General features: G+C 70.9%; 16 protein-coding genes and 1 other RNA gene. 4 read left to right on the top strand and 13 right to left on the bottom strand.

Annotated elements, in window-relative coordinates; genetic code table 11:
* Positions 1 to 22 precede the first annotated feature (22 nt).
* Together B0I33_RS25385 and B0I33_RS25380 are read right to left on the bottom strand one after the other, a co-directional pair.
* Positions 23 to 940 (bottom strand): SDR family oxidoreductase, encoded by a 918-nt coding sequence (locus B0I33_RS25385; RefSeq protein WP_106181383.1) that lies wholly within the window; start codon positions 938 to 940, stop codon positions 23 to 25.
* A 31-nt stretch (positions 941 to 971) separates the two neighbouring features.
* Positions 972 to 1,880, bottom strand: coding sequence for a LysR family transcriptional regulator (locus tag B0I33_RS25380; RefSeq protein WP_106181382.1), 909 nt, complete (start codon positions 1,878 to 1,880; stop codon positions 972 to 974).
* Positions 1,881 to 1,960: 80 nt separating this feature from the next.
* Here B0I33_RS25380 and B0I33_RS25375 point away from each other — a divergent pair, with 80 nt between their 5' ends.
* Entirely contained in the window at positions 1,961 to 2,896 is a 936-nt protein-coding gene (locus tag B0I33_RS25375; protein ID WP_106181381.1) for an EamA family transporter, read from the top strand.
* Here the strand turns inward: B0I33_RS25375 and B0I33_RS25370 are convergent.
* The 7 genes from B0I33_RS25370 to B0I33_RS25340 all read right to left on the bottom strand — a co-directional run bounded on the left by B0I33_RS25370 (position 2,883) and on the right by B0I33_RS25340 (position 10,779).
* On the bottom strand, positions 2,883 to 4,241 hold the full coding sequence (locus B0I33_RS25370) for an ABC transporter ATP-binding protein (RefSeq protein ID WP_106181380.1): 1,359 nt from the start codon (positions 4,239 to 4,241) through the stop codon (positions 2,883 to 2,885). The genes B0I33_RS25375 and B0I33_RS25370 overlap by 14 nt on opposite strands.
* Entirely contained in the window at positions 4,241 to 6,334 is a 2,094-nt protein-coding gene (locus B0I33_RS25365; RefSeq protein WP_106181379.1) for a dipeptide/oligopeptide/nickel ABC transporter permease/ATP-binding protein, read from the bottom strand. Before B0I33_RS25365 ends, B0I33_RS25370 begins: the two co-directional genes overlap by 1 nt.
* Positions 6,335 to 6,347: 13 nt before the next feature.
* A complete protein-coding gene (locus tag B0I33_RS25360; RefSeq protein WP_281259456.1) occupies positions 6,348 to 7,364 on the bottom strand; it encodes an ABC transporter permease in 1,017 nt (338 codons plus the stop codon).
* 128 nt (positions 7,365 to 7,492) lie between these two features.
* Positions 7,493 to 9,130 (bottom strand): ABC transporter substrate-binding protein, encoded by a 1,638-nt coding sequence (locus tag B0I33_RS25355; RefSeq protein WP_106181378.1) that lies wholly within the window; start codon positions 9,128 to 9,130, stop codon positions 7,493 to 7,495.
* 126 nt (positions 9,131 to 9,256) lie between these two features.
* A complete protein-coding gene (locus B0I33_RS25350) occupies positions 9,257 to 9,814 on the bottom strand; it encodes a uridine kinase family protein (protein WP_425440520.1) in 558 nt (185 codons plus the stop codon).
* A 7-nt stretch (positions 9,815 to 9,821) separates the two neighbouring features.
* Positions 9,822 to 10,418, bottom strand: coding sequence for a recombination mediator RecR (gene recR / locus B0I33_RS25345; protein WP_106181377.1), 597 nt, complete (start codon positions 10,416 to 10,418; stop codon positions 9,822 to 9,824).
* Between the two features lies 1 nt (position 10,419).
* The gene (locus tag B0I33_RS25340) at positions 10,420 to 10,779 is read right to left on the bottom strand and encodes a YbaB/EbfC family nucleoid-associated protein (RefSeq protein WP_106181376.1); all 360 of its coding nucleotides are present in this window, start codon (positions 10,777 to 10,779) and stop codon (positions 10,420 to 10,422) included.
* A 76-nt stretch (positions 10,780 to 10,855) separates the two neighbouring features.
* Here B0I33_RS25340 and B0I33_RS25335 point away from each other — a divergent pair, with 76 nt between their 5' ends.
* A complete protein-coding gene (locus B0I33_RS25335) occupies positions 10,856 to 11,713 on the top strand; it encodes an N-acetylmuramoyl-L-alanine amidase (RefSeq protein WP_245901050.1) in 858 nt (285 codons plus the stop codon).
* 28 nt (positions 11,714 to 11,741) lie between these two features.
* On the opposite strand, the gene B0I33_RS25330 is transcribed toward B0I33_RS25335, so the two are convergent.
* The 3 genes from B0I33_RS25330 to B0I33_RS25320 form a co-directional block, all read right to left on the bottom strand.
* Positions 11,742 to 13,766, bottom strand: a complete 2,025-nt coding sequence (locus B0I33_RS25330) for a DNA polymerase III subunit gamma and tau (protein ID WP_106181452.1) — start codon at positions 13,764 to 13,766, stop codon at positions 11,742 to 11,744.
* A 55-nt stretch (positions 13,767 to 13,821) separates the two neighbouring features.
* Positions 13,822 to 13,914: signal recognition particle sRNA small type (ffs, locus tag B0I33_RS25325), an RNA gene on the bottom strand.
* A gap of 175 nt (positions 13,915 to 14,089) precedes the next feature.
* A complete protein-coding gene (locus B0I33_RS25320; protein ID WP_106181375.1) occupies positions 14,090 to 14,341 on the bottom strand; it encodes a DUF397 domain-containing protein in 252 nt (83 codons plus the stop codon).
* A gap of 209 nt (positions 14,342 to 14,550) precedes the next feature.
* On the opposite strand from B0I33_RS25320, the gene B0I33_RS30080 reads away from it, so the two are divergent.
* Entirely contained in the window at positions 14,551 to 14,808 is a 258-nt protein-coding gene (locus tag B0I33_RS30080; protein ID WP_181193447.1) for a hypothetical protein, read from the top strand.
* Positions 14,809 to 14,811: 3 nt separating this feature from the next.
* Here the strand turns inward: B0I33_RS30080 and B0I33_RS25310 are convergent, their stop codons facing one another.
* Positions 14,812 to 15,669, bottom strand: a complete 858-nt coding sequence (locus B0I33_RS25310) for a helix-turn-helix domain-containing protein (RefSeq protein ID WP_106181373.1) — start codon at positions 15,667 to 15,669, stop codon at positions 14,812 to 14,814.
* A 65-nt stretch (positions 15,670 to 15,734) separates the two neighbouring features.
* On the opposite strand from B0I33_RS25310, the gene gndA reads away from it, so the two are divergent.
* On the top strand, positions 15,735 to 17,174 hold the full coding sequence (gndA, locus tag B0I33_RS25305) for an NADP-dependent phosphogluconate dehydrogenase (protein ID WP_106181372.1): 1,440 nt from the start codon (positions 15,735 to 15,737) through the stop codon (positions 17,172 to 17,174).
* The last annotated feature ends 17 nt before the right edge of the window (positions 17,175 to 17,191 follow it).

Raw genomic sequence — 17,191 nt, 5'->3', positions numbered from 1 at the left:
GAACGGGGGACTCGCGGGCGCGTCAGCGGTAACCCGTGGCGTCGGCCGGTTTGCCCGCGTCCGCCACCTCGACGAGGTACCGCCAGGCGTCCGGCCTGCTGCCGTCCACGTCGTCGATGCCGTACACCTGCGCCAGCCAGCCACTGGACAGCGTCTCGCCGGTGAACCGGCCGTGGTCCTCGTCGGCGGCGAGCGCGGCCACGGTCCTGCCGACGAACGTCGGCGACTCCGAGACGCAGAAGTGCGGCTGCCCGGGCAGCGCGTCCCGCCAGTTCTCCTCGGTGACGCCGAACTCGTCGAGCATCGCCTCGGACCGCAACCAGCCCGGCGTGACCGCGACCGCGGTGCCGCCGTGCGGCCGCAGTTCCTCCGCCTCGGCCAGCGCGACGTGGTGGGCGGCCGCCTTCGCCACGTAGAACGCCAGCGACGTGCCCTTCCGGAAGGTCGCGTTGTACTCCCGGGTGCCGTCGGTCAGTTCCACCACGAGCCCGCCTGGCCTGCGGATCAGCAACGGGAGCAGGTGGTGACTGGTGATGATGTGGGCGTCGATGCCGAGCCGGATCATCCGCAGGCTCGCCTCCAGCGAGTGCTCCCACACCGGCTTCGCCCACTCCAGGTAGCCGTCGCCGCCCCAGAGGCCGTCCACGAGGATGTCCAGCCCGCCCTGCTCGGCGTCGATCCGCTCGGCGAGCGCGCGCACCTGCTCGGGCCGGAGGTGGTCGACCCGGATCGCGACACCCTTGCCTCCGGCCCGCTCGATGAGCCGCACGGTTCCGTCGATCGTCTCCGGCCTGCCCACCTCGGACCGGTTCTCCTCGGTGGTGCGCCCGGTGACGTAGACGAACGCTCCCGCCCTGGCCAGCTCCACCGCGATCGCCCTGCTCGCGCCGCGCGTGCCGCCCGCGACCAGTGCCACCCTGCCTGTCAGTCTCTGGTTCATCCGGGTCACGATCGTGGTGAACCCTGTCAGGTCACGGCAGGGTTTCCCGGCCGACTTCCGCCACCTCGGCGCGCAGCGCGTCGAGCACCGCGGCCACGGCGGGCCGGGTGGCCGCGCCAGGCCGGAGCACGACCTCCACGTGCCGAGCGGCGCGGATGCCGGCCAGCGGCCTGCGCAGCACGCGCGTGGTGTCCACTGTGTACCGGGGCAGCAGCGCGACGCCGTGCCCGGCGGCGACGAGCGACTCGATGATGCGGAAGTCGTTGATGCGGTGCACGACCCTCGGGCGGATGCCGGTCCGGACCGCGAGCGACAGCAGCACGTCGTCCACCGGAAACCCCACGTCGACGCTGATCCACGGCTCCGCGGCGACGTCCGCGAGCCCGACCCGGTCGGCAGCGCCCAGCGGATGCCCCGGCGGCAGCGCGAGGTCGAGCGGCTCCCGCAACAGGTGCACCACCTCGAGCCGCTCGTCCTCGAAGGGCGCCGCGTGCTCGTCGCGGTGGGCGACCACCAGGTCGAAGTCGGCCAGCAGCCCGGGCACCTCCGGTGGCGTCATGTCGACATCGCGGACCTCGGCGTCGAGGCCGTCGTACCGGGCGAACCGGTGCAGCAGCCCGGACAGGAGCATCAGGGCCGCGGAGGGGAACAACGCGAGCCGCACCCTGCCGCGGGGCGCGCTGCGATAGGCGTCCAGCTCGGCGTCGGCCCGGTCGACCGCCGCGAGCACCTCGTCCGCGCGAGCGACCAGCGCGCGCCCGGCGTCGGTGAGCCGCAGGCCCCGGCCGGAGGGCTCGGTCAGTGCCAGCCCCACCTCCTGCTGCAGCGCCCGCAACTGCTGCGACACCGCCGAGGGCGTGCAGTGCAGCGCCCGCGCGGCCGCGGTGACGCTGCCGCGGTCGGCGAACTCCCGCAGCGTGCGCAAGCGCCCGACGTCCACGCCAACAGTGAAGCACATCTGAAAGGTTGTTGAAAACAATCTCGCTGGTGCTTCACAGTCGGCTCGCGCAGAGTGGACCCGTGCCCGTCCGCGACCGCCTCCTCGCCGCCCTCACGGCGGTGCTGTGGGGCTGCAACTTCCTCGCCATCCACGCCGTGCTCACGCACTTTCCCCCGCTGTTCGCCGGCATGGTCCGCTTCCTCGTCATCGCGATCCCCACGGTGCTGCTGGTTCCGTGGCCCGGTGTGCGCCTGCGCTGGCTCGTCGGCTACGGCCTCGGGTTCGGCACCCTGCAGTTCGCGTTCCTGTTCGTCGGTCTCGATGTCGGCATGCCGACCGGCCTGGCTTCGCTGGTGCTGCAGGCCTCCGCGCCGTTCACGGTGCTGCTCGGCATGCTGTTCCTGCGGGAACGGCCCACCGCGAGGCAGGTCGCGGGTATCGCGCTCGCGGTCACCGGGATGTGCGCGATCGCCTGGCAGCGGGCCGAGCACGCGGCGCTGCTGCCGGTGGTGCTGACCCTGCTCGGCGCGCTGAGCTGGGCGGCGGGCAACCTCTGCTCCCGCCAGGCCAGGCCGCAGAACCCGCTGCACTTCACGCTGTGGATGTCGGTCGTGCCGCCGCTGCCGATGTTCGCTCTGTCGCTGGTGTTCGAGGGCCCGGCCGAGCAGTGGCGGGCGTTGACGACGCTCGGCGAGCCCGGCGCGTGGGTGTCGCTGGCCGGGCTCGCCTACGTCGTGCTGCTCGGCACGATCGCGGGCTCGGGCATCTGGAGCACGCTGCTGCGACGCCATCCGGCCGGGGTCGTGGCACCGTTCTCGCTGCTGGTCCCGGTGGTGGGCATGACGCTGGCGTTCCTGGTGCTCGGCGAGCGCCCGACCGCCGTGGAACTCGTGGCCAGCGCCATCGTGGTGGCCGGTGTGCTGCTGGGGTCCTTCCAGCGCCGGGTCGTGAGTGAGAAACGTGGTTCAAACCATGTTTCTCACTCACGAGCCGAGCGGGTGGTCACCGAGACGTAGCGGCTGCCTCGGCCTCCGCCGGATCGCCGACATGCACCCCGTCACGGCGCACGACGACACCGTGCAGGTGGCAGGCGACATCCCGGCCTGCCACCTTTTGCACACCCGGTTCCGGTCCCGGCCCGAACCGGACGACGACGCCGCCCGGTTCGACCTCGACCCCGGTGACGGCCGAGAACACGTTCGCGGGCAGTTCCGGGCCGACCGAGCGCAGCCATTCGGCGACAGTGTCGGGCTCGCGCGAAGGGAACCGGACGAACGTGGTCGCCACCTCGGCGTCGCCGAGCCTGCCGAGCAACTCCAGCTCCCGGTCAGCCGTGTCCCGGTCCACCTTCGTCCAGCGGTCCTCGATCGCGTCGACGAGGTCCTGGCCCTGCCAACCGCAGACCTCGAACGCGTCGGGGCAGCGGGGATGGAACCGGCAGCCCGCGGGCGGGCGAGAGGCGTCCGGGATCTCACCGCGCGGCAGCACCTTGACCCGGTCCCGCCGCCGCGTGTCGGGCAGCGGGATCGCCGAGAGCAGCGAGCGGGTGTACGGGTGTCGCGGATCGTCGAACAGCAGTTCCGACGGCCCCTGCTCGACGAACTCGCCGAGGTAGAGGATGCCGATCCGGTCGCACAGGAACCGCGCCGTCGCCAGGTCATGGGTGATGAAGACGTAGGTGAGGTCGAGGTCCCGTTTCAGTTCCAGCATCAACTCGAGCACCCGGGCCCGCACGCTCATGTCGAGCGCGGCGACCGGCTCGTCGGCCACGACGAACTTCGGCTCGGTGATCAACGTCCGCGCGATCACCAGTCGCTGCTTCTGCCCGCCGGAGAGATCCTCCGGGTAGCGGTCGAGGAAGCTCTCCGCCGGGTGCAGGCCCACCCGCTCCAGCATGTCGATCACCCGCTTGCGCGCCTCCGCCCGCGAGCTGACCATCTCGTGGATGTGCAGCGGATGCCCGACCCCCTGCCCGATCGTCATCGCCGGGTTCAGCGAGGCATTCGGGTCCTGGAAGATCAGGCCGAGCTCGCGGCGCAGCGGGCGCATCTCCCGTTCGCGCAACGGCATGAGGTCACGCCCGCGGTAGCGCACCTCGCCCGAGGTCGGTTGCACCAGCTTGAGTATCGACCGCCCCAGCGTGCTCTTGCCGGAGCCGCTCTCCCCGACGAGCCCGAACACCTCGCCGGGGTGGACATCGAAGCTGACGCCGTCAACGGCCTTCACCACGGTCTCGCCGCCGCGCCCGAACAGCTTGCCACCCTGGACGAAGTGGGTCTTCAGGTCACGCACGGAGAGCAGTGGCTCGCCACGGTCGCCGTCCGAGCCGGACACAACGGCCGTGGGCTCGTCCTCGCTCATCAGACTCCCGTCTCCTGTGGGTTGCCTTCCGGGGCACGCACACCCTCCGGGACCGGTGCGCCCGCTCCCGGATAGAGGTAGCAGGCGGTGTGCTGGCCCGGATTGGTCTCGGTCAGCCGGGGCACCGCGTCGGTGCAGTGGTCCATCACGTACGGGCACCGCGGAGCGAAGCGGCAACCCGGCGGGGGATCGGTCAGGTTGGGCGGGTAACCCTCGATGGAATGCAGCTCGGTCGTCTCCAGCGAGATGGTGGAAGCCAGCAGCCCTCGCGTGTAGGGATGCTTGGGATCGTTGAAGATCTCTTCCACCGGTCCGATCTCGACGATCTTGCCGGCGTACATCACCGCGACCCGGTCGCAGGTCTCGGCGACGAGGCCGAGGTTGTGGGTCACCAGCAGCAGCCCGATCTGCTGCTCGGAACGCAACCGGCCGAACAGATCCAGGATCTGCGACTCGACGATCACGTCCAGCGAGGTCGTCGGCTCGTCGGCCACGATCACCTTCGGTTCGAGCGCGATGGACAGGGCGATCATGGCGCGCTGCCGCATACCGCCGGAGAACTCGTGCGGATAGGACTCCACCCGCGTCGGGGGGATGCCCATCTGGGACAGCGCGACGCGGGCGCGCTCGAGTGCCTCCGCCTTCGACACGTCCGGCTGGTGGGTGCGGATCATCTCGATGAAGTGGTCGCTGATCTTCAGCAGCGGGTTGAGCCGCGTCATCGGCTCCTGGAAGACGAGGCCGAGGTCCTCGCCCCGCTTGCGCCGCAGGCGGGACTCCGAGAGTCCGACCATGTCCTCGCCCGCCACCTCGACCCGGCCGCGCACCACGCCGCCCGGCGGCATCAGCCGCATCAGCGCCCGGCCGAGCGACGACTTGCCGCAGCCGGACTCACCGACCAGGCCGAGGCTTTCGCCGGGGTGAATGTCGAAGCTGACGTCGTCGACCGCCCACAGTGGTCCGTCCGGTGTCCGGTACCCGACGCGCAGGCCACGCACCGCCACCGAGGGCCGTGCGGCCTGCGGTGCGCTGCCCGCCGCACCGGTGGCGGCGCCGGCGGTGTGGTCCTCGGCGGGCGTGTCCTCCCGCGGGGCGGGCTCGATCTTCGGCCCGGTCTTGCCCCTGCTGCGCAGCAGCGGGTTGATGACGTCGTTGAGGCCCTCACCGACCAGGGTCAGTGCCGTCACCAGGATCACGATGGCGAGACCCGGCCACAGCGCCGTCCACCAGATGCCGGCCGGCACGTCAGTGATGGCGCGGGAGATGTCGTAGCCCCACTCGGCCGTGGGTGGCGGGACGCCGTAGCCGAGGAAGCCCAGTGAGGCCAGGACCAGGATCGAGTCCGCGGCGTTGAGGGTCAGGATCACCGGCACCGTCTGCACCACGTTGAAGAACACGTACCGCCCGAGGACGGTGCGCTCCTTCGCGCCCATCGAGCGCGCGGCCTCGACGAAGGGTTCCTGCTTCACCGAGAGCGTGTGGTTACGGACCACCCGGAAGTACTGGGGGATGTAGACCACGCCCACGGCGGCGGCCGCGGGCACCACACCCGGGCTCATGATGGCGGACAGCGCGAACGCGGTGATGATCGCCAGGACCAGTGCCGGGAACGCGTAGACGGCGTCCATCATGGTCACCAGCGCGCGGTCGATCGGTCCGCCACGGTAGCCGCTGAGCAGCCCGAGGGTCACGCCGGCGATCATCGCGATGGACACCGCGAGCGCCATCACCGCGAACGCGAGGCTGGCCCCGTCGATGATCCTGGCGAGCACGTCGAACTGGTCACGCGTGGTGCCGAGCGGATGCTCACCCGACGGCGGTTGCAGTGCCTTGATGGGCTCGAACTCGCCCGGCGCCACCTCGACGCGGTACTGGGTACCTCCGTACTCGTAGAGCAGCGGACCGACGAAGGCCATCAGCAGGAACAGCACCACGATGCCGAGGCCGCTGAAGATCAGCACCCTGGACACCCGGCTGGCCCGCCGGAACGGCCGCCACGCGTGCGACAGCCGCGCCCGCACCCCCGTCTTCTGCTCACCCGGTGTCGGGTCGTTCCGGACCGGTCCGACGGCGTCCACATTCTCCGTACTCATGCGGGCAACCTCCTCAGTACCGCACTCGCGGGTCGACCAGCCCGGTGATGATGTCGATGAGCAACGAGACGCCCACGATCACCAGCGCGATGAACGTGACGATGCCCTGCACCGCCGCGTAGTCGCGCTGCCCGATGAAGTCGACCAGCGCCTGCGCCAGGCCCGGCCAGTTGAACGTCCGCTCGGTCAGCACCGCGTTGCCGAGCAGCAGTGCGAACTGCAGCCCCATGATGGTCACGATCGGAATCAGCGCGGTCTTGAACCCGTACCGGTAGAGCACGTTGCGCTCGCGCAACCCTCTGGCCCGCGCTGCCTCCACGTAGTCCGAGCGCAGGGTCTGCATCATGTTGACCCGCACGAGACGGATGAAGATGCCACCGACGAGCAGCCCGAGGGTGACGGCGGGCAGGATCAGGTGCTCGAGCGTGCTCTCCAGGGCGGCCATGTCCCAGGTGAGCAGCGAGTCGAGCACGTAGAACCCGGTGATCCACTCCGGTTGGTCGAACCCTCCCGCTCGTCCGCTGCTCGGCAGCCAGCCCAGCTTGACCGCGAAGAACAGCTGCGCGAGCAGGCCGGTCCAGAACACCGGGGCCGCGAAGATGATGATGCCGAACAGCCGCCCCCCGATGTCGAACGGGGTGTCGCGAAGTCGTCCGGCGAGGCCGCCGACCAGGATGCCGACCGTGACGGCCACCAGCATCCCGGCCAGGGCCAGCTCGATGGTGGCCGGCGCCGTCTCGGCCACGATCTCGACCACGCCGCGCGGGTCGGTGACCGGAGTACCGAAGTCGCCGGTCAACGCGCCGCCCATGTACTCGAGATACTGCACGATCAACGGGTCGTTCAGACCCATCGCCTCCCGGGCCGCCTCGATCTGCGCCGGCGTCGCGCGCCCGCCCAATGTCGCCGTCACCGGGTCACCAGGAATCGCGCGTAACAGCAAGAAAACCAAGGTGAGCAGGATCAGCACCATCGGAATGGCGAGCAGCAGCCGAACAACGATGTAGCGGCCCAATGAACCAGGTTTCACGCCTGCCAGGACCTTCCTCTACGGGCCTCTATGGGCCTCATGGGCGCTGTGGGCTCCAGACCGGGACGGACCCGGCGGCCGGGCAGGCCGCCGAGTCCGTCCGGACAGGGGTTACACCACGGCGTCCGCTACTGCTTCGACAGCAGGTAGAAGCGGAACACCTGGGAGGCGTCCATCGTCTCCTCCAGCCCCTTGATGTTCTGCCTGGCGAAGGCGTACGGCGTCTCGACGTACAGCGGAATGATCGGTGCGTCCTCGGCCGCCAGTTGCTGGATCTGCTCGAACGTCTCCATCCGCTGTGGCGAGTCGGACTGCTCGGCGGTCTGCTCGTCCGCGATGAGCTGGTCCATCCGCTGGTTCTTGTAGTTCTGCGTGTACCCCTGCGAGGAGTAGAACGGCTGGATGTAGTTGTCCGGATCCAGGAAGTCCGGGTACCAGCCCAGCAGGTAGGACGCGTACGGGCTGGTGGCGGCCGGAGCGTTGTTGTCGGAGTACTGCGCCCACTCGGCGTTCTGCACGTTCACCGTGAACATGCCGCTCTCCTCCAGCATCCTGGCGATCTCCTGGGCGAGCGCGGTCTCGGTGTCGCCGTAGTGACCGCTCGACTCGTGCCACAGGTCGACGGTGACCGGCTCGTCCAGGAAGTTGCCCGGTTCGCTGCCCTCGTAGACATCCTGGAACGCGGGCACGTGGGCGTCCTCGAACAGCGGCGGGACCATCGAGTACAGCGGATCGGCGCCACCGGCGAGCACGTTGTCGACAAGACGCTGCCGGTCGATCGCGGCGGCCATCGCCTTGCGGACGTCGACGTCGCTGATCGTCGGGTGCTTCGGGTCGATGTTGAACACCAGGTACCTGATCGAGGCACCCTCGCCCTCGACGGTCTTGACGTTCTCGCTGTTCTGCAGGCTCTGCCGCTGCTCAGGAGTGAGGTGGCGGAACGCGACGTCGATGTCGCCGGACTGCAGGGCCGCCTGCATCTGGGAACTCTCGGCGAAGAACCGCACCAGAACCCGCTCGTTGCTCGCGGGGTCACCGAAGTAATCCGCGAACTTGTTGAGCTGGATGGACTCGTTCTGGCGGAACTCCTCGAGCGTGTACGGGCCCGCGGCGACCAGGTCCTGGTTGAGGAAGGAGTCCTTCTCCTCCTGCGGGGTGTCCTCCGGCAGCGGGCCGTCCGGCGACTGGTAGGCGCCGTCCGACGGGACGATGGTGGCCACGTTGTACGCCAGCTTGGCCCCGAAGGTGATGTCCGGCTCGCTGAGCTGGAACACCACGGTCCGCGGGTCGGGGGTCTCGATGCTCTCGATGCCGCCCAGCAGGAAGCTGGCGCCGTCCGGGTGCGCGATCCACTTGGCGCGGTTGAGCGAGAACTTCACGTCCTCGCTGGTCAGGTCCGAGCCGTCGTGGAACTTGACGCCCTCCCGCAGCGTGAAGGTGTAGGTCCTGCCGTCCTCGCTGATCTCCGGCTCCGACTCGGCCAGGTCCGGACTCGGGTCCGTCTCGCCGGGCTTGTAGCTGACCAGCGTCGCGCCGACGTTGTCGATGATCGTGCCGCACATGTAGCTGTAGCACTCGGCGGGGTCGAGCGAAGGCACGTCGTCATTGGTGCCGACGATGATGCCACCACCATCGCCGCCTCCGCCCTGGTCGCCGCCGTCACCTGAGCAGGCGGAAAGCACCATCGTGAGGGCGATTCCGCCCGCCATGCCCGCTCGCGTCAACCGCCGCGGCAGTACCGACCGGGTGGATCGTGTCCTGGTCATTTACACACACCTCGGGTTGTCCGTATCCCATGCGTTGGGACGCACCCTAGTCAGTAGTGGCCGTGACACCGAATTCTGGAGATCACGATCCGGATACGCGACGCTGCGCGACGAGTTTCGCCACCTTCAGTGAGAATTCACGATTCGGACATCATCGGCATGGTCGCGGGTGCGGTCGGCGGAGAACCAGCCGTGTTCGAACCTCTGCCAGTCGGCCAGGTACGGCCGGGACTCCTCGCCGTCACGCGCGACGGCACGGTTCAGGCGGGCCCGCTCGTCGGGGTCCTCGACCCAGCAGAGCAGGGACAGCCGCGGCCGGACGGAGGCGCGGCCCGCCGAGACGCCCTCCAGCACGAGCACGTCCGGTACGGCGACCTCGACCCACCCGCCGAGCCGCGGCCGGCCACCGGTCCAGTCCATGCGGCGGTACCGGCCGGGCTCGCCGTGCGCGAGGGGGTGCAGCACGCCGTCGGCGAGCCGGGGCCACCAGCCCACCGGATCGTCCCAGGTGGCGAAGTCGTCGGTGCTGACCAGCGCCACGCGGGCACCTCGGGCGCGGAGTTCGGCCACGACCTCGCGGGCGAACGTCGTCTTGCCCGACCCCGAGGGCCCGTCGATCGCGAGCACCCGGACCGCCCCCAGCCGCGGCTCGGCCGCCAGCACGCCGTCCACCAGCGCGCCCACTCGCACCTCAGAGGGCGCGGCGGCCGGACAGCGCGCGACCCAGGGTGAGCTCGTCGGCGAACTCCAGGTCGCCGCCCATCGGCAGGCCGGAGGCGAGCCGGGTGACCCGGAGACCGGGGAAGTCGCGCAGCATGCGGACGAGGTAGGTGGCGGTGGCCTCACCCTCGGTGTTCGGGTCGGTCGCGATGATCACCTCGGACACCTCCTCCGCGCCGAGCCTGGCGAGCAGCTCCCGCATGCGGAGCTGGTCGGGCCCGACACCGGACAGCGGGTCGAGCGAACCGCCGAGCACGTGGTAGCGGCCCCGGAACTCCCGGGTGCGCTCCACCGCGAGGACGTCCTTGGGCTCCTCCACCACGCACAGCAGGCTCGTGTCGCGCCTGCTGTCCCGGCAGATACGGCATTTCTCCTGCTCGGAGACGTTGCCGCAGATCTCGCAGAACTGGACGCCCTCCCGCACCTTGCCGAGCACGTCCTGCAGCCTGCCGATGTCCGCGGGGTCGGTGGCGAGCAGGTGGAACGCGATGCGCTGGGCGCTCTTCGGACCGATCCCGGGCAGGCGCCCGAGCTCGTCGATGAGGTCCTGGACGACGCCTTCGTACAAGCTAGTGCCCGGGAAGCCCGAAGTTGCCGAGGTCGGGCATGCCGCCGCCGAGGCCGCCTGCCAGCGGGCCCAGCTTCTCCTCGGTGAGCTTCTGCGCGTTGCTCGTGGCGTCCCGGACGGCCGCGACCACGAGGTCGGCGAGCGTCTCGGTGTCGTCGGGGTCCACGACCTGGGGATCGATCGTGAGGTTCTTGAGCTCCAGGCCCCCGGTGACCGTCGCGGTCACGAGACCGCCGCCGGAAGTGCCGGTGACCTCGGTCGCCGCGAGCTCCTGCTGCGCCGACACGAGCTGTTCCTGCATCTGCTGGGCCTGCTGCAGGATCTGCTGCATGTCGGGCATTCCACCGCCGGGTTGCACCATGTTCGGCTTCCGATCTCATCGCTTCCTGTGCACGTGCCCCCAGCGTAGCCGCAGCGCATGTGGCACCGTGTGAGCCGTGCTGCGTCGAGGCTTCCTGCTGTCGCTCCTCGGCCTGTCGCTGCTGAGCTGCGGCACGCCCGACCCGGCCGCCGCCCCGCGACCGGTCCCCACCACGGTGGCCGACCGCGCGCCGACGACGACGGCCGCGCCCGGCACCGCCACGAGCACCGCGGCGACCACCGCCGTCACGTCGACCGCCTCGACCACGGCGCGCCCCGCCCGCCCGCCGGTGGTGGTGCTCGACGCCGGACACAACGGCGGCAACGCGGGCGCACCCGGCGCGATCAACAGGCAGGTCCCCGCCGGGCGCGGCCGGACGAAGGCGTGCAACACCACGGGCACCGCCACCGAAGCCGGATACGCCGAGCACGCGTTCAACTTCGACGTCGCCCGGCGGATCGGCCGCCTCCTGGCGGCGCGGGACGTCCGGGTGGTCCGGACCCGTGACCGCGACGACGGGGTGGGGCCGTGTGTCGACCGGAGGGCGGCGATCGGCAACGAGGCCGGTGCCGACGCGGTCGTGTCGATCCACGCCGACGGCGCCACGGCCGCGGATGCCCGCGGCTTCCACATCGCCTACTCGGCACCGCCCCTCAACGCCGCGCAGGGCGAGCCGTCCCTGCGGCTCGCCCGAGCGCTGCGCGGCGCGTTCACCGGAGCGGGCTTCCCCGCCTCGAACTACCTCGGCGACGACGGCCTCGCGCCGAGGGACGACCTGGCCGGGCTCAACCTGTCGGAGCGGCCAGCCGTACTGGTCGAGTGCGGCAACATGCGGGACCCCCGTGAGGCCGCGGCGATGTCCAGCCCGGCAGGCAGGCAGCGTTACGCCGAGGCGATCGCGACGGGGATCCTGGCCTACCTGGCTCGTGAGTGAAAACCGTGGTTCTCACCACGGAGAACACTCACGAGTCGATGGGGCGGGCGCCCAGGTGGTCGGACAGCAGCTTGTGGGCCCGCTCGTGCGGGTCGGCCGGTTCCGGCCGGGGGACCGCCGCGGAACCCTCGGCCGCCGGCTGGTCCATCGGCGGCTCGTCCTCGTCCTCAGGCTCCGGCGGCAGCGGGATGTCCGGCTCGCCCTGGGCCGGAACGGGCCGCCGCTGCGGCTGCGCCTGCGGGGGTGACTCCGACTGGGGCCGCTCCGGCGTGGGCTGCCTCGGCTCCGGCCGCTGGGCTGGCTGTGCCGCCGGGGCGGCCGCGGGACGCGACGGCGCCTGCCGAGCCCGCTGCGCCGCGGCCTCCCCCTCGGCTCCCGCGTGCACGCACCGGACCTGCCACTCCCCGGTGAGCAGTTCCCCGAGCGCCGCCGCGATACGGTCCGCGTTGTGCGGCTCCGAGAGCCTGCGCACCAGCGGCGCCGCCGTGTGCGTGAGCACCACGGTGGAGCCCTCGACACTGTGCACGGTGGCGTTGGTCAGCATCGCCTCCGTGCTGCGGCTGATCTTGCGCACCGTGGCCAGCAGCTGGGGCCAGTACTGGCGTAGTGCGGCGGCGTCCACCTGACCGGGCTCGGCGGCGGGTTCCGGTTCGGGTTCGGGTTCCGGTCCGGGCCGGACCGAGGACGCCGCGGCGGGCGGCTCGGCCTCCCGAGCGGCGGGTGGCTCGGGCTCCCCGGGGCGCTGCGCGGCCGGAGCCGGGGCAGGACTCGCGGCGGCCTGCTCGCGCTGCTCCGCCGGTGCGGGAGCCGCCGGTTGCGGAGCCCGGCTCGGCCGCTCGTAGGTACGCTCCGGCGGCGCCGTGGACCCGGCCGCTGCCTGCGCGGGACCGCCCGCGGTGACCCGGCGCTCCAGCCGCTCGAGCCGCTGCAGCAGCGCTTCCTCGCTGTCCGAGACGGCGGGCAGCAGCATCCGGGCGCAGAGCAGTTCGAGCAGCAACCGCGGTGCCGTGGCTCCCCGCATCTCCAGTAGTCCGTTGTGGACGATCTCGGCATAGCGGGTGAGCGTGGCCAGTCCGAGGCGTTCGGCCTGCGCGACCATTCGGTTCAGCTGCTCGTCCGGCACGTCGATCATGCCGGAGGAGGCGGCGTCCGGCACCGAGCGCAGCAGCACGAGATCACGCAACCGGTCGAGCAGGTCGGAAGCGAACCGGCGCGGGTCGTGCCCGGCCTCGGCGAGCCGCTCGACGGTGCCGAAGACGGCCTTCGCGTCGTCCGCCGAGAGGGCGTCGACCATGTCGTCGATCAGCGCGACGTCGGTGACCCCGAGCAGCGCGACCGCGCGGTCGTAGGTGATGCCGTCCGGACCGGCCCCGGCCAGGAGCTGGTCCAGCACCGACTGCGTGTCCCTGGCCGAGCCGCCGCCCGCCCGCACCACCAGCGGATAGACCGCAGGCTCGACGGGCACGCCCTCCGCCTCGACGTTGCGTTCCAGCAGCTCCCGCATCGCGCTCGGCGGGATCAGCCGGAACGGGTAGTGGTGGGTGCGCGAGCGGATGGTGGTGAGCACCTTGTCCGGCTCGGTGGTGGCGAAGATGAAGATGAGGTGTTCCGGCGGTTCCTCGACGATCTTCAGCAGGGCGTTGAAGCCCTGCGTGGTGACCATGTGGGCCTCGTCGATGATGAAGACGCGGTAGCGCGATTCCGCGGGCGCGTAGAACGCCCGGTCCCGCAGCTCACGTGCGTCGTCGACACCACCGTGACTGGCCGCGTCGAGCTCGGTGACGTCGACGCTGCCCGGCCCCTCCGGGGCGAGCGCGCGGCACGAGTCGCACGTGCCGCACGGATCGGGCGTCGGCCCCTCGGCGCAGTTGAGCGAGCGCGCCATGATCCGCGCGCTGGACGTCTTGCCGCAGCCGCGGGGGCCGGAGAACAGGTAGGCGTGGTTGATCCGCCCGGCCGCCAGTGCGGTGCGCAGCGGTTCGGTGACGTGCTCCTGCCCGACGACCTCGGCGAACGTGGCCGGACGGTATTTCCGGTACAGCGCGAGTGCCACGCCGCGAGAGTACCGGCAGGCACCGACGCCGATCGGCGGGGAGCGCCACACGGGCAAAAGGGGACCCCCGCACCCGCCAGAGCCTGCTTATCCTTGCTGCCTTCCGGCCCTGGGGAGGTTCACAGGGTGGACGCCGCGGGGGTCCGGCACCCAGTGTACGCACCCGCCGGGAGCACGTGGCGGCGGGCGGGTGCCGGTCCACCCGGCGTCCCCCGGATGGCTGGTCACGATCACCTCGCCGCCGTGCGCGGCGGCGAGGTGATCGCCGGCCCGGGCCCGCGTGAGCCGATTCACAGCCCACGCGGGCCGGGCTGTGTCCGGGATCACCCGGGAAGATCGAACTGGCCCGCCTTCACGGCGACGAGGAACGCCTGCCACTCCTGCCGTCCGAAGACGAACACCGGGCTGTCGCGGAGCTTCGTGTCGCGCACGCCGACTCTGTCCGCACCCAGGTTGACCTCGACACAGTTGCCGCCGTTGGGCTCGCTCGCAAAGGACTTCTGCCAGCCCGCGGCGTCGAACATGCTCGCCGCCGTGGCCGGGTCGTAATCCGTTTGCGCAGCATAATCGGCCATGGCCGTACCTCCGTGCCTGGTTGGCGGACGCGAACCGCGTGCCCCACTGGTGCACACTTTCGTCGCCCCATACTCGAAACCAGCTGACCGATGCCGCCATCCGTGCGAACTTCGATCAACTGGCTCGACAGCGTGATTAATCCGAGAGTAGGATTATTACTATCCGCTGGAGTGGTCCGGACGCAAATCACTGGGGATGGAGCTCACACATGGCCGTACGACTCGACGTGACCCCGGCAAGCACCACCCACGGGGTCGCGGAGCCGGCCGACGTGGAGCCCGCCACCCGAGGGCTCGGGTCGAACTTCGGCCTCGCCCTGCTCAAGCTGTCCACCCGCCGCTCGGGGCGGCGCTGGCCGGGCGAGCCGGAGCCGGGCAGCGGCCGCGGTCCGGGCACCCGGTCCCAGGCGCGGCCGCTCGTGCTGCTGGAGGACCACTTCGCGCTGCGCACCCTCTGCCGCGCGTGACCGTCAGGCGTTGAACTCCTCGCGGTAGGTCTCCGCGAGCTCCTTGAGGAACTGCCGGGTCTCCTGCCGCTCCAGCGCGGCGCCGCGCAGCCGGTCCCAGGCGTCGACGAACAGCTGGAAGTCCTTCATGTCGTCGAGGTAGATGCCGCCCGCGGAATGCTCGATGTAGACGAAGTCGCGGGTGCGGTCGGGGAAGCGCATGATCGTGAAGTCGTTCGGCACCGCGGCCAGCTTCGCGTCGAACGGCAGCACGTGGATGTAGACGCGGGATCTGCGGTCCAGCTCCAGCATGTGCTCCAACTGGTCGAGCATCACGGCGGGCGCTCTGCCGCCCGGCGCCCGCCGCAGCGCCGACTCGCTGATGATGAAGCGGTAGTACGGCGGCTGCTGCTGGTCGAACACGGCCTTGCGGTCGAGCCGGTTGCGCACCAGCGAGGTCACGTCCGTGGCGCCGAACTCGGTGAACTGCTTGAGCATGTAGTGCTCGGACTGCAGCGGCCCCGGGATGCGCTCTCCGTGCCACGTCATGATCTCCGCCGCGGCCGGTTCCAGGTCGGTGAACGTGCGGAACCAGTGCGGCACGACCGACCGGTAACCGGACCAGTGGCCGCGCTGCCCGGCCGCCGCCCGCGCGAGGCTCAGCAAGGCATCGGCCTCCTCACCCTCGATGCCGAACGTGTCCAGCATCGCGCGGACATCGCCCAGCTTGACGCCCACCGCACCGGACTCGATCTTGTTGACCTTGCCCTGGGTGCAGCCGAGGATGTCGGCCACCTGCTGCTGGGTGTAGCCCGCCGAGGTACGCGCGTGCCGCAACTCGTTGCCGAGTTGCTTGCGGCGGGACGTAACGGTGCTGGCCATGGCGTGATGACGTTACCTCTTCCCGCCGCCGACTTCGAATCGCCTCTTCGGCGTAAGGTGCGGGCATGACGAACAAGGCGAGCATCGGCGTCACGGGTCTGGCCGTGATGGGGCGGAACCTGGCCAGGAACCTTGCCCGGCACGGGCACACGGTCGCACTGCACAACCGTTCCACCGAACGCACCCGCGATCTCGTCGAGCGGTTCGGCTCCGAGGGCACCTTCCTGCCCACCTCCTCGGCGCGGGAGTTCGTCGACGCGCTGGAGCGGCCGAGGCAGATCGTGATCATGGTCAAGGCCGGTGAACCGACCGACGCCGTGATCGAGGAGTTCGCGCCGCTGCTCGAGCCGGGTGACGTCCTCGTCGACGCGGGCAACGCGCACTTCGCCGACACCCGCCGCCGCGAGGCCGCGCTCCGCGAACGCGGCCTGCACTTCGTCGGCACCGGCGTCTCCGGCGGCGAGGAGGGCGCATTGCACGGCCCGAGCATCATGCCCGGCGGCTCGAAGGAGTCCTACGCGTCGCTCGGCCCGCTGTTCGAGGACATCGCGGCGAAGGTGGACGGCACGCCGTGCTGCACCCACGTCGGCCCCGACGGCGCGGGCCACTTCGTCAAGATGGTGCACAACGGCATCGAGTACTCCGACATGCAGCTGATCGCGGAATCGTTCGACCTGCTGCGCGGCGCGCTCGGCTACGAGCCCGCCCAGATCGCCGACGTGTTCCGCACGTGGAACACCGGCCGGCTCGACTCGTACCTCATCGAGATCACCGCCGAGGTGCTGGCACACACCGACGCCGAGACGGGCAGGCCGTTCGTCGACGTGGTGGCCGACCAGGCGGAGCAGAAGGGCACCGGGCGCTGGACCGTGCAGATCGGCCTGGACCTCGGCATCCCGATCACCGGCATCGCCGAGGCGACGTTCGCGCGGTCGCTTTCCGGCCACACCGGTCTCCGGGCCGCCGCGGAAGGGCTCGCCGGGCCCCGGCGCGCCCCGCTGTCCGGCGCCGCGGCCGAACGGTTCGCCGACGACGTGGAACGCGCGCTGTACGCGTCGAAGGTGGTGGCCTACGCCCAGGGCTTCAACCAGATCCAGGCGGGCAGCGCCGAGTACGGCTGGAACGTCGACCTCGGCGCGGTCGCGTCGATCTGGCGCGGCGGGTGCATCATCCGCGCCAAGTTCCTCGACGACATCCGCGCGGCCTACGAGGCCGAGCCCGCGCTGCCGACGTTGCTGACGAGCGGCGACTTCCGCAAGGCCGTCGAGGACGCGCAGGACTCGTGGCGCTCGGTGATCTCGACCGCCGTCCGGCTCGGTATCCCCACGCCCGGCTTCTCCACCGCGCTCGCGTACTACGACGGGCTGCGTGCCGAGCGCCTGCCCGCCGCGCTCGTGCAGGGACAGCGGGACTACTTCGGCGCGCACACCTACCGGCGGGTCGACCGTGCGGGCACCTTCCACACGGAGTGGGCGACCGAGGGCCGTCCCGAGCACCCCGCCTGACCGCCCCGCCTCGTGAG

Source organism: Prauserella shujinwangii, assembly GCF_003001955.1.
Taxonomy (GTDB): Bacteria; Actinomycetota; Actinomycetes; order Mycobacteriales; family Pseudonocardiaceae; genus Qaidamihabitans; species Qaidamihabitans shujinwangii.
Note: the sequence above shows the minus strand (reverse complement) of the source record. Positions and strands in the feature narration are given on the sequence as shown.

Excerpts from the sequence above, each read along its gene's own strand:
- B0I33_RS25385 (WP_106181383.1), bottom strand. The coding sequence starts at position 940 with ATGAACCAGAGACTGACAGGCAGGGTGGCACTGGTCGCGGGCGGCACG.
- B0I33_RS25370 (WP_106181380.1), bottom strand. The coding sequence starts at position 4,241 with ATGAGCGAGGACGAGCCCACGGCCGTTGTGTCCGGCTCGGACGGCGAC.
- B0I33_RS25365 (WP_106181379.1), bottom strand. The coding sequence starts at position 6,334 with ATGAGTACGGAGAATGTGGACGCCGTCGGACCGGTCCGGAACGACCCG.
- B0I33_RS25355 (WP_106181378.1), bottom strand. The coding sequence starts at position 9,130 with ATGACCAGGACACGATCCACCCGGTCGGTACTGCCGCGGCGGTTGACG.
- B0I33_RS25340 (WP_106181376.1), bottom strand. The coding sequence starts at position 10,779 with ATGGTGCAACCCGGCGGTGGAATGCCCGACATGCAGCAGATCCTGCAG.
- B0I33_RS25320 (WP_106181375.1), bottom strand. The coding sequence starts at position 14,341 with ATGGCCGATTATGCTGCGCAAACGGATTACGACCCGGCCACGGCGGCG.
- B0I33_RS30080 (WP_181193447.1), top strand. The coding sequence starts at position 14,551 with ATGGCCGTACGACTCGACGTGACCCCGGCAAGCACCACCCACGGGGTC.
- B0I33_RS25310 (WP_106181373.1), bottom strand. The coding sequence starts at position 15,669 with ATGGCCAGCACCGTTACGTCCCGCCGCAAGCAACTCGGCAACGAGTTG.
- gndA (WP_106181372.1), top strand. The coding sequence starts at position 15,735 with ATGACGAACAAGGCGAGCATCGGCGTCACGGGTCTGGCCGTGATGGGG.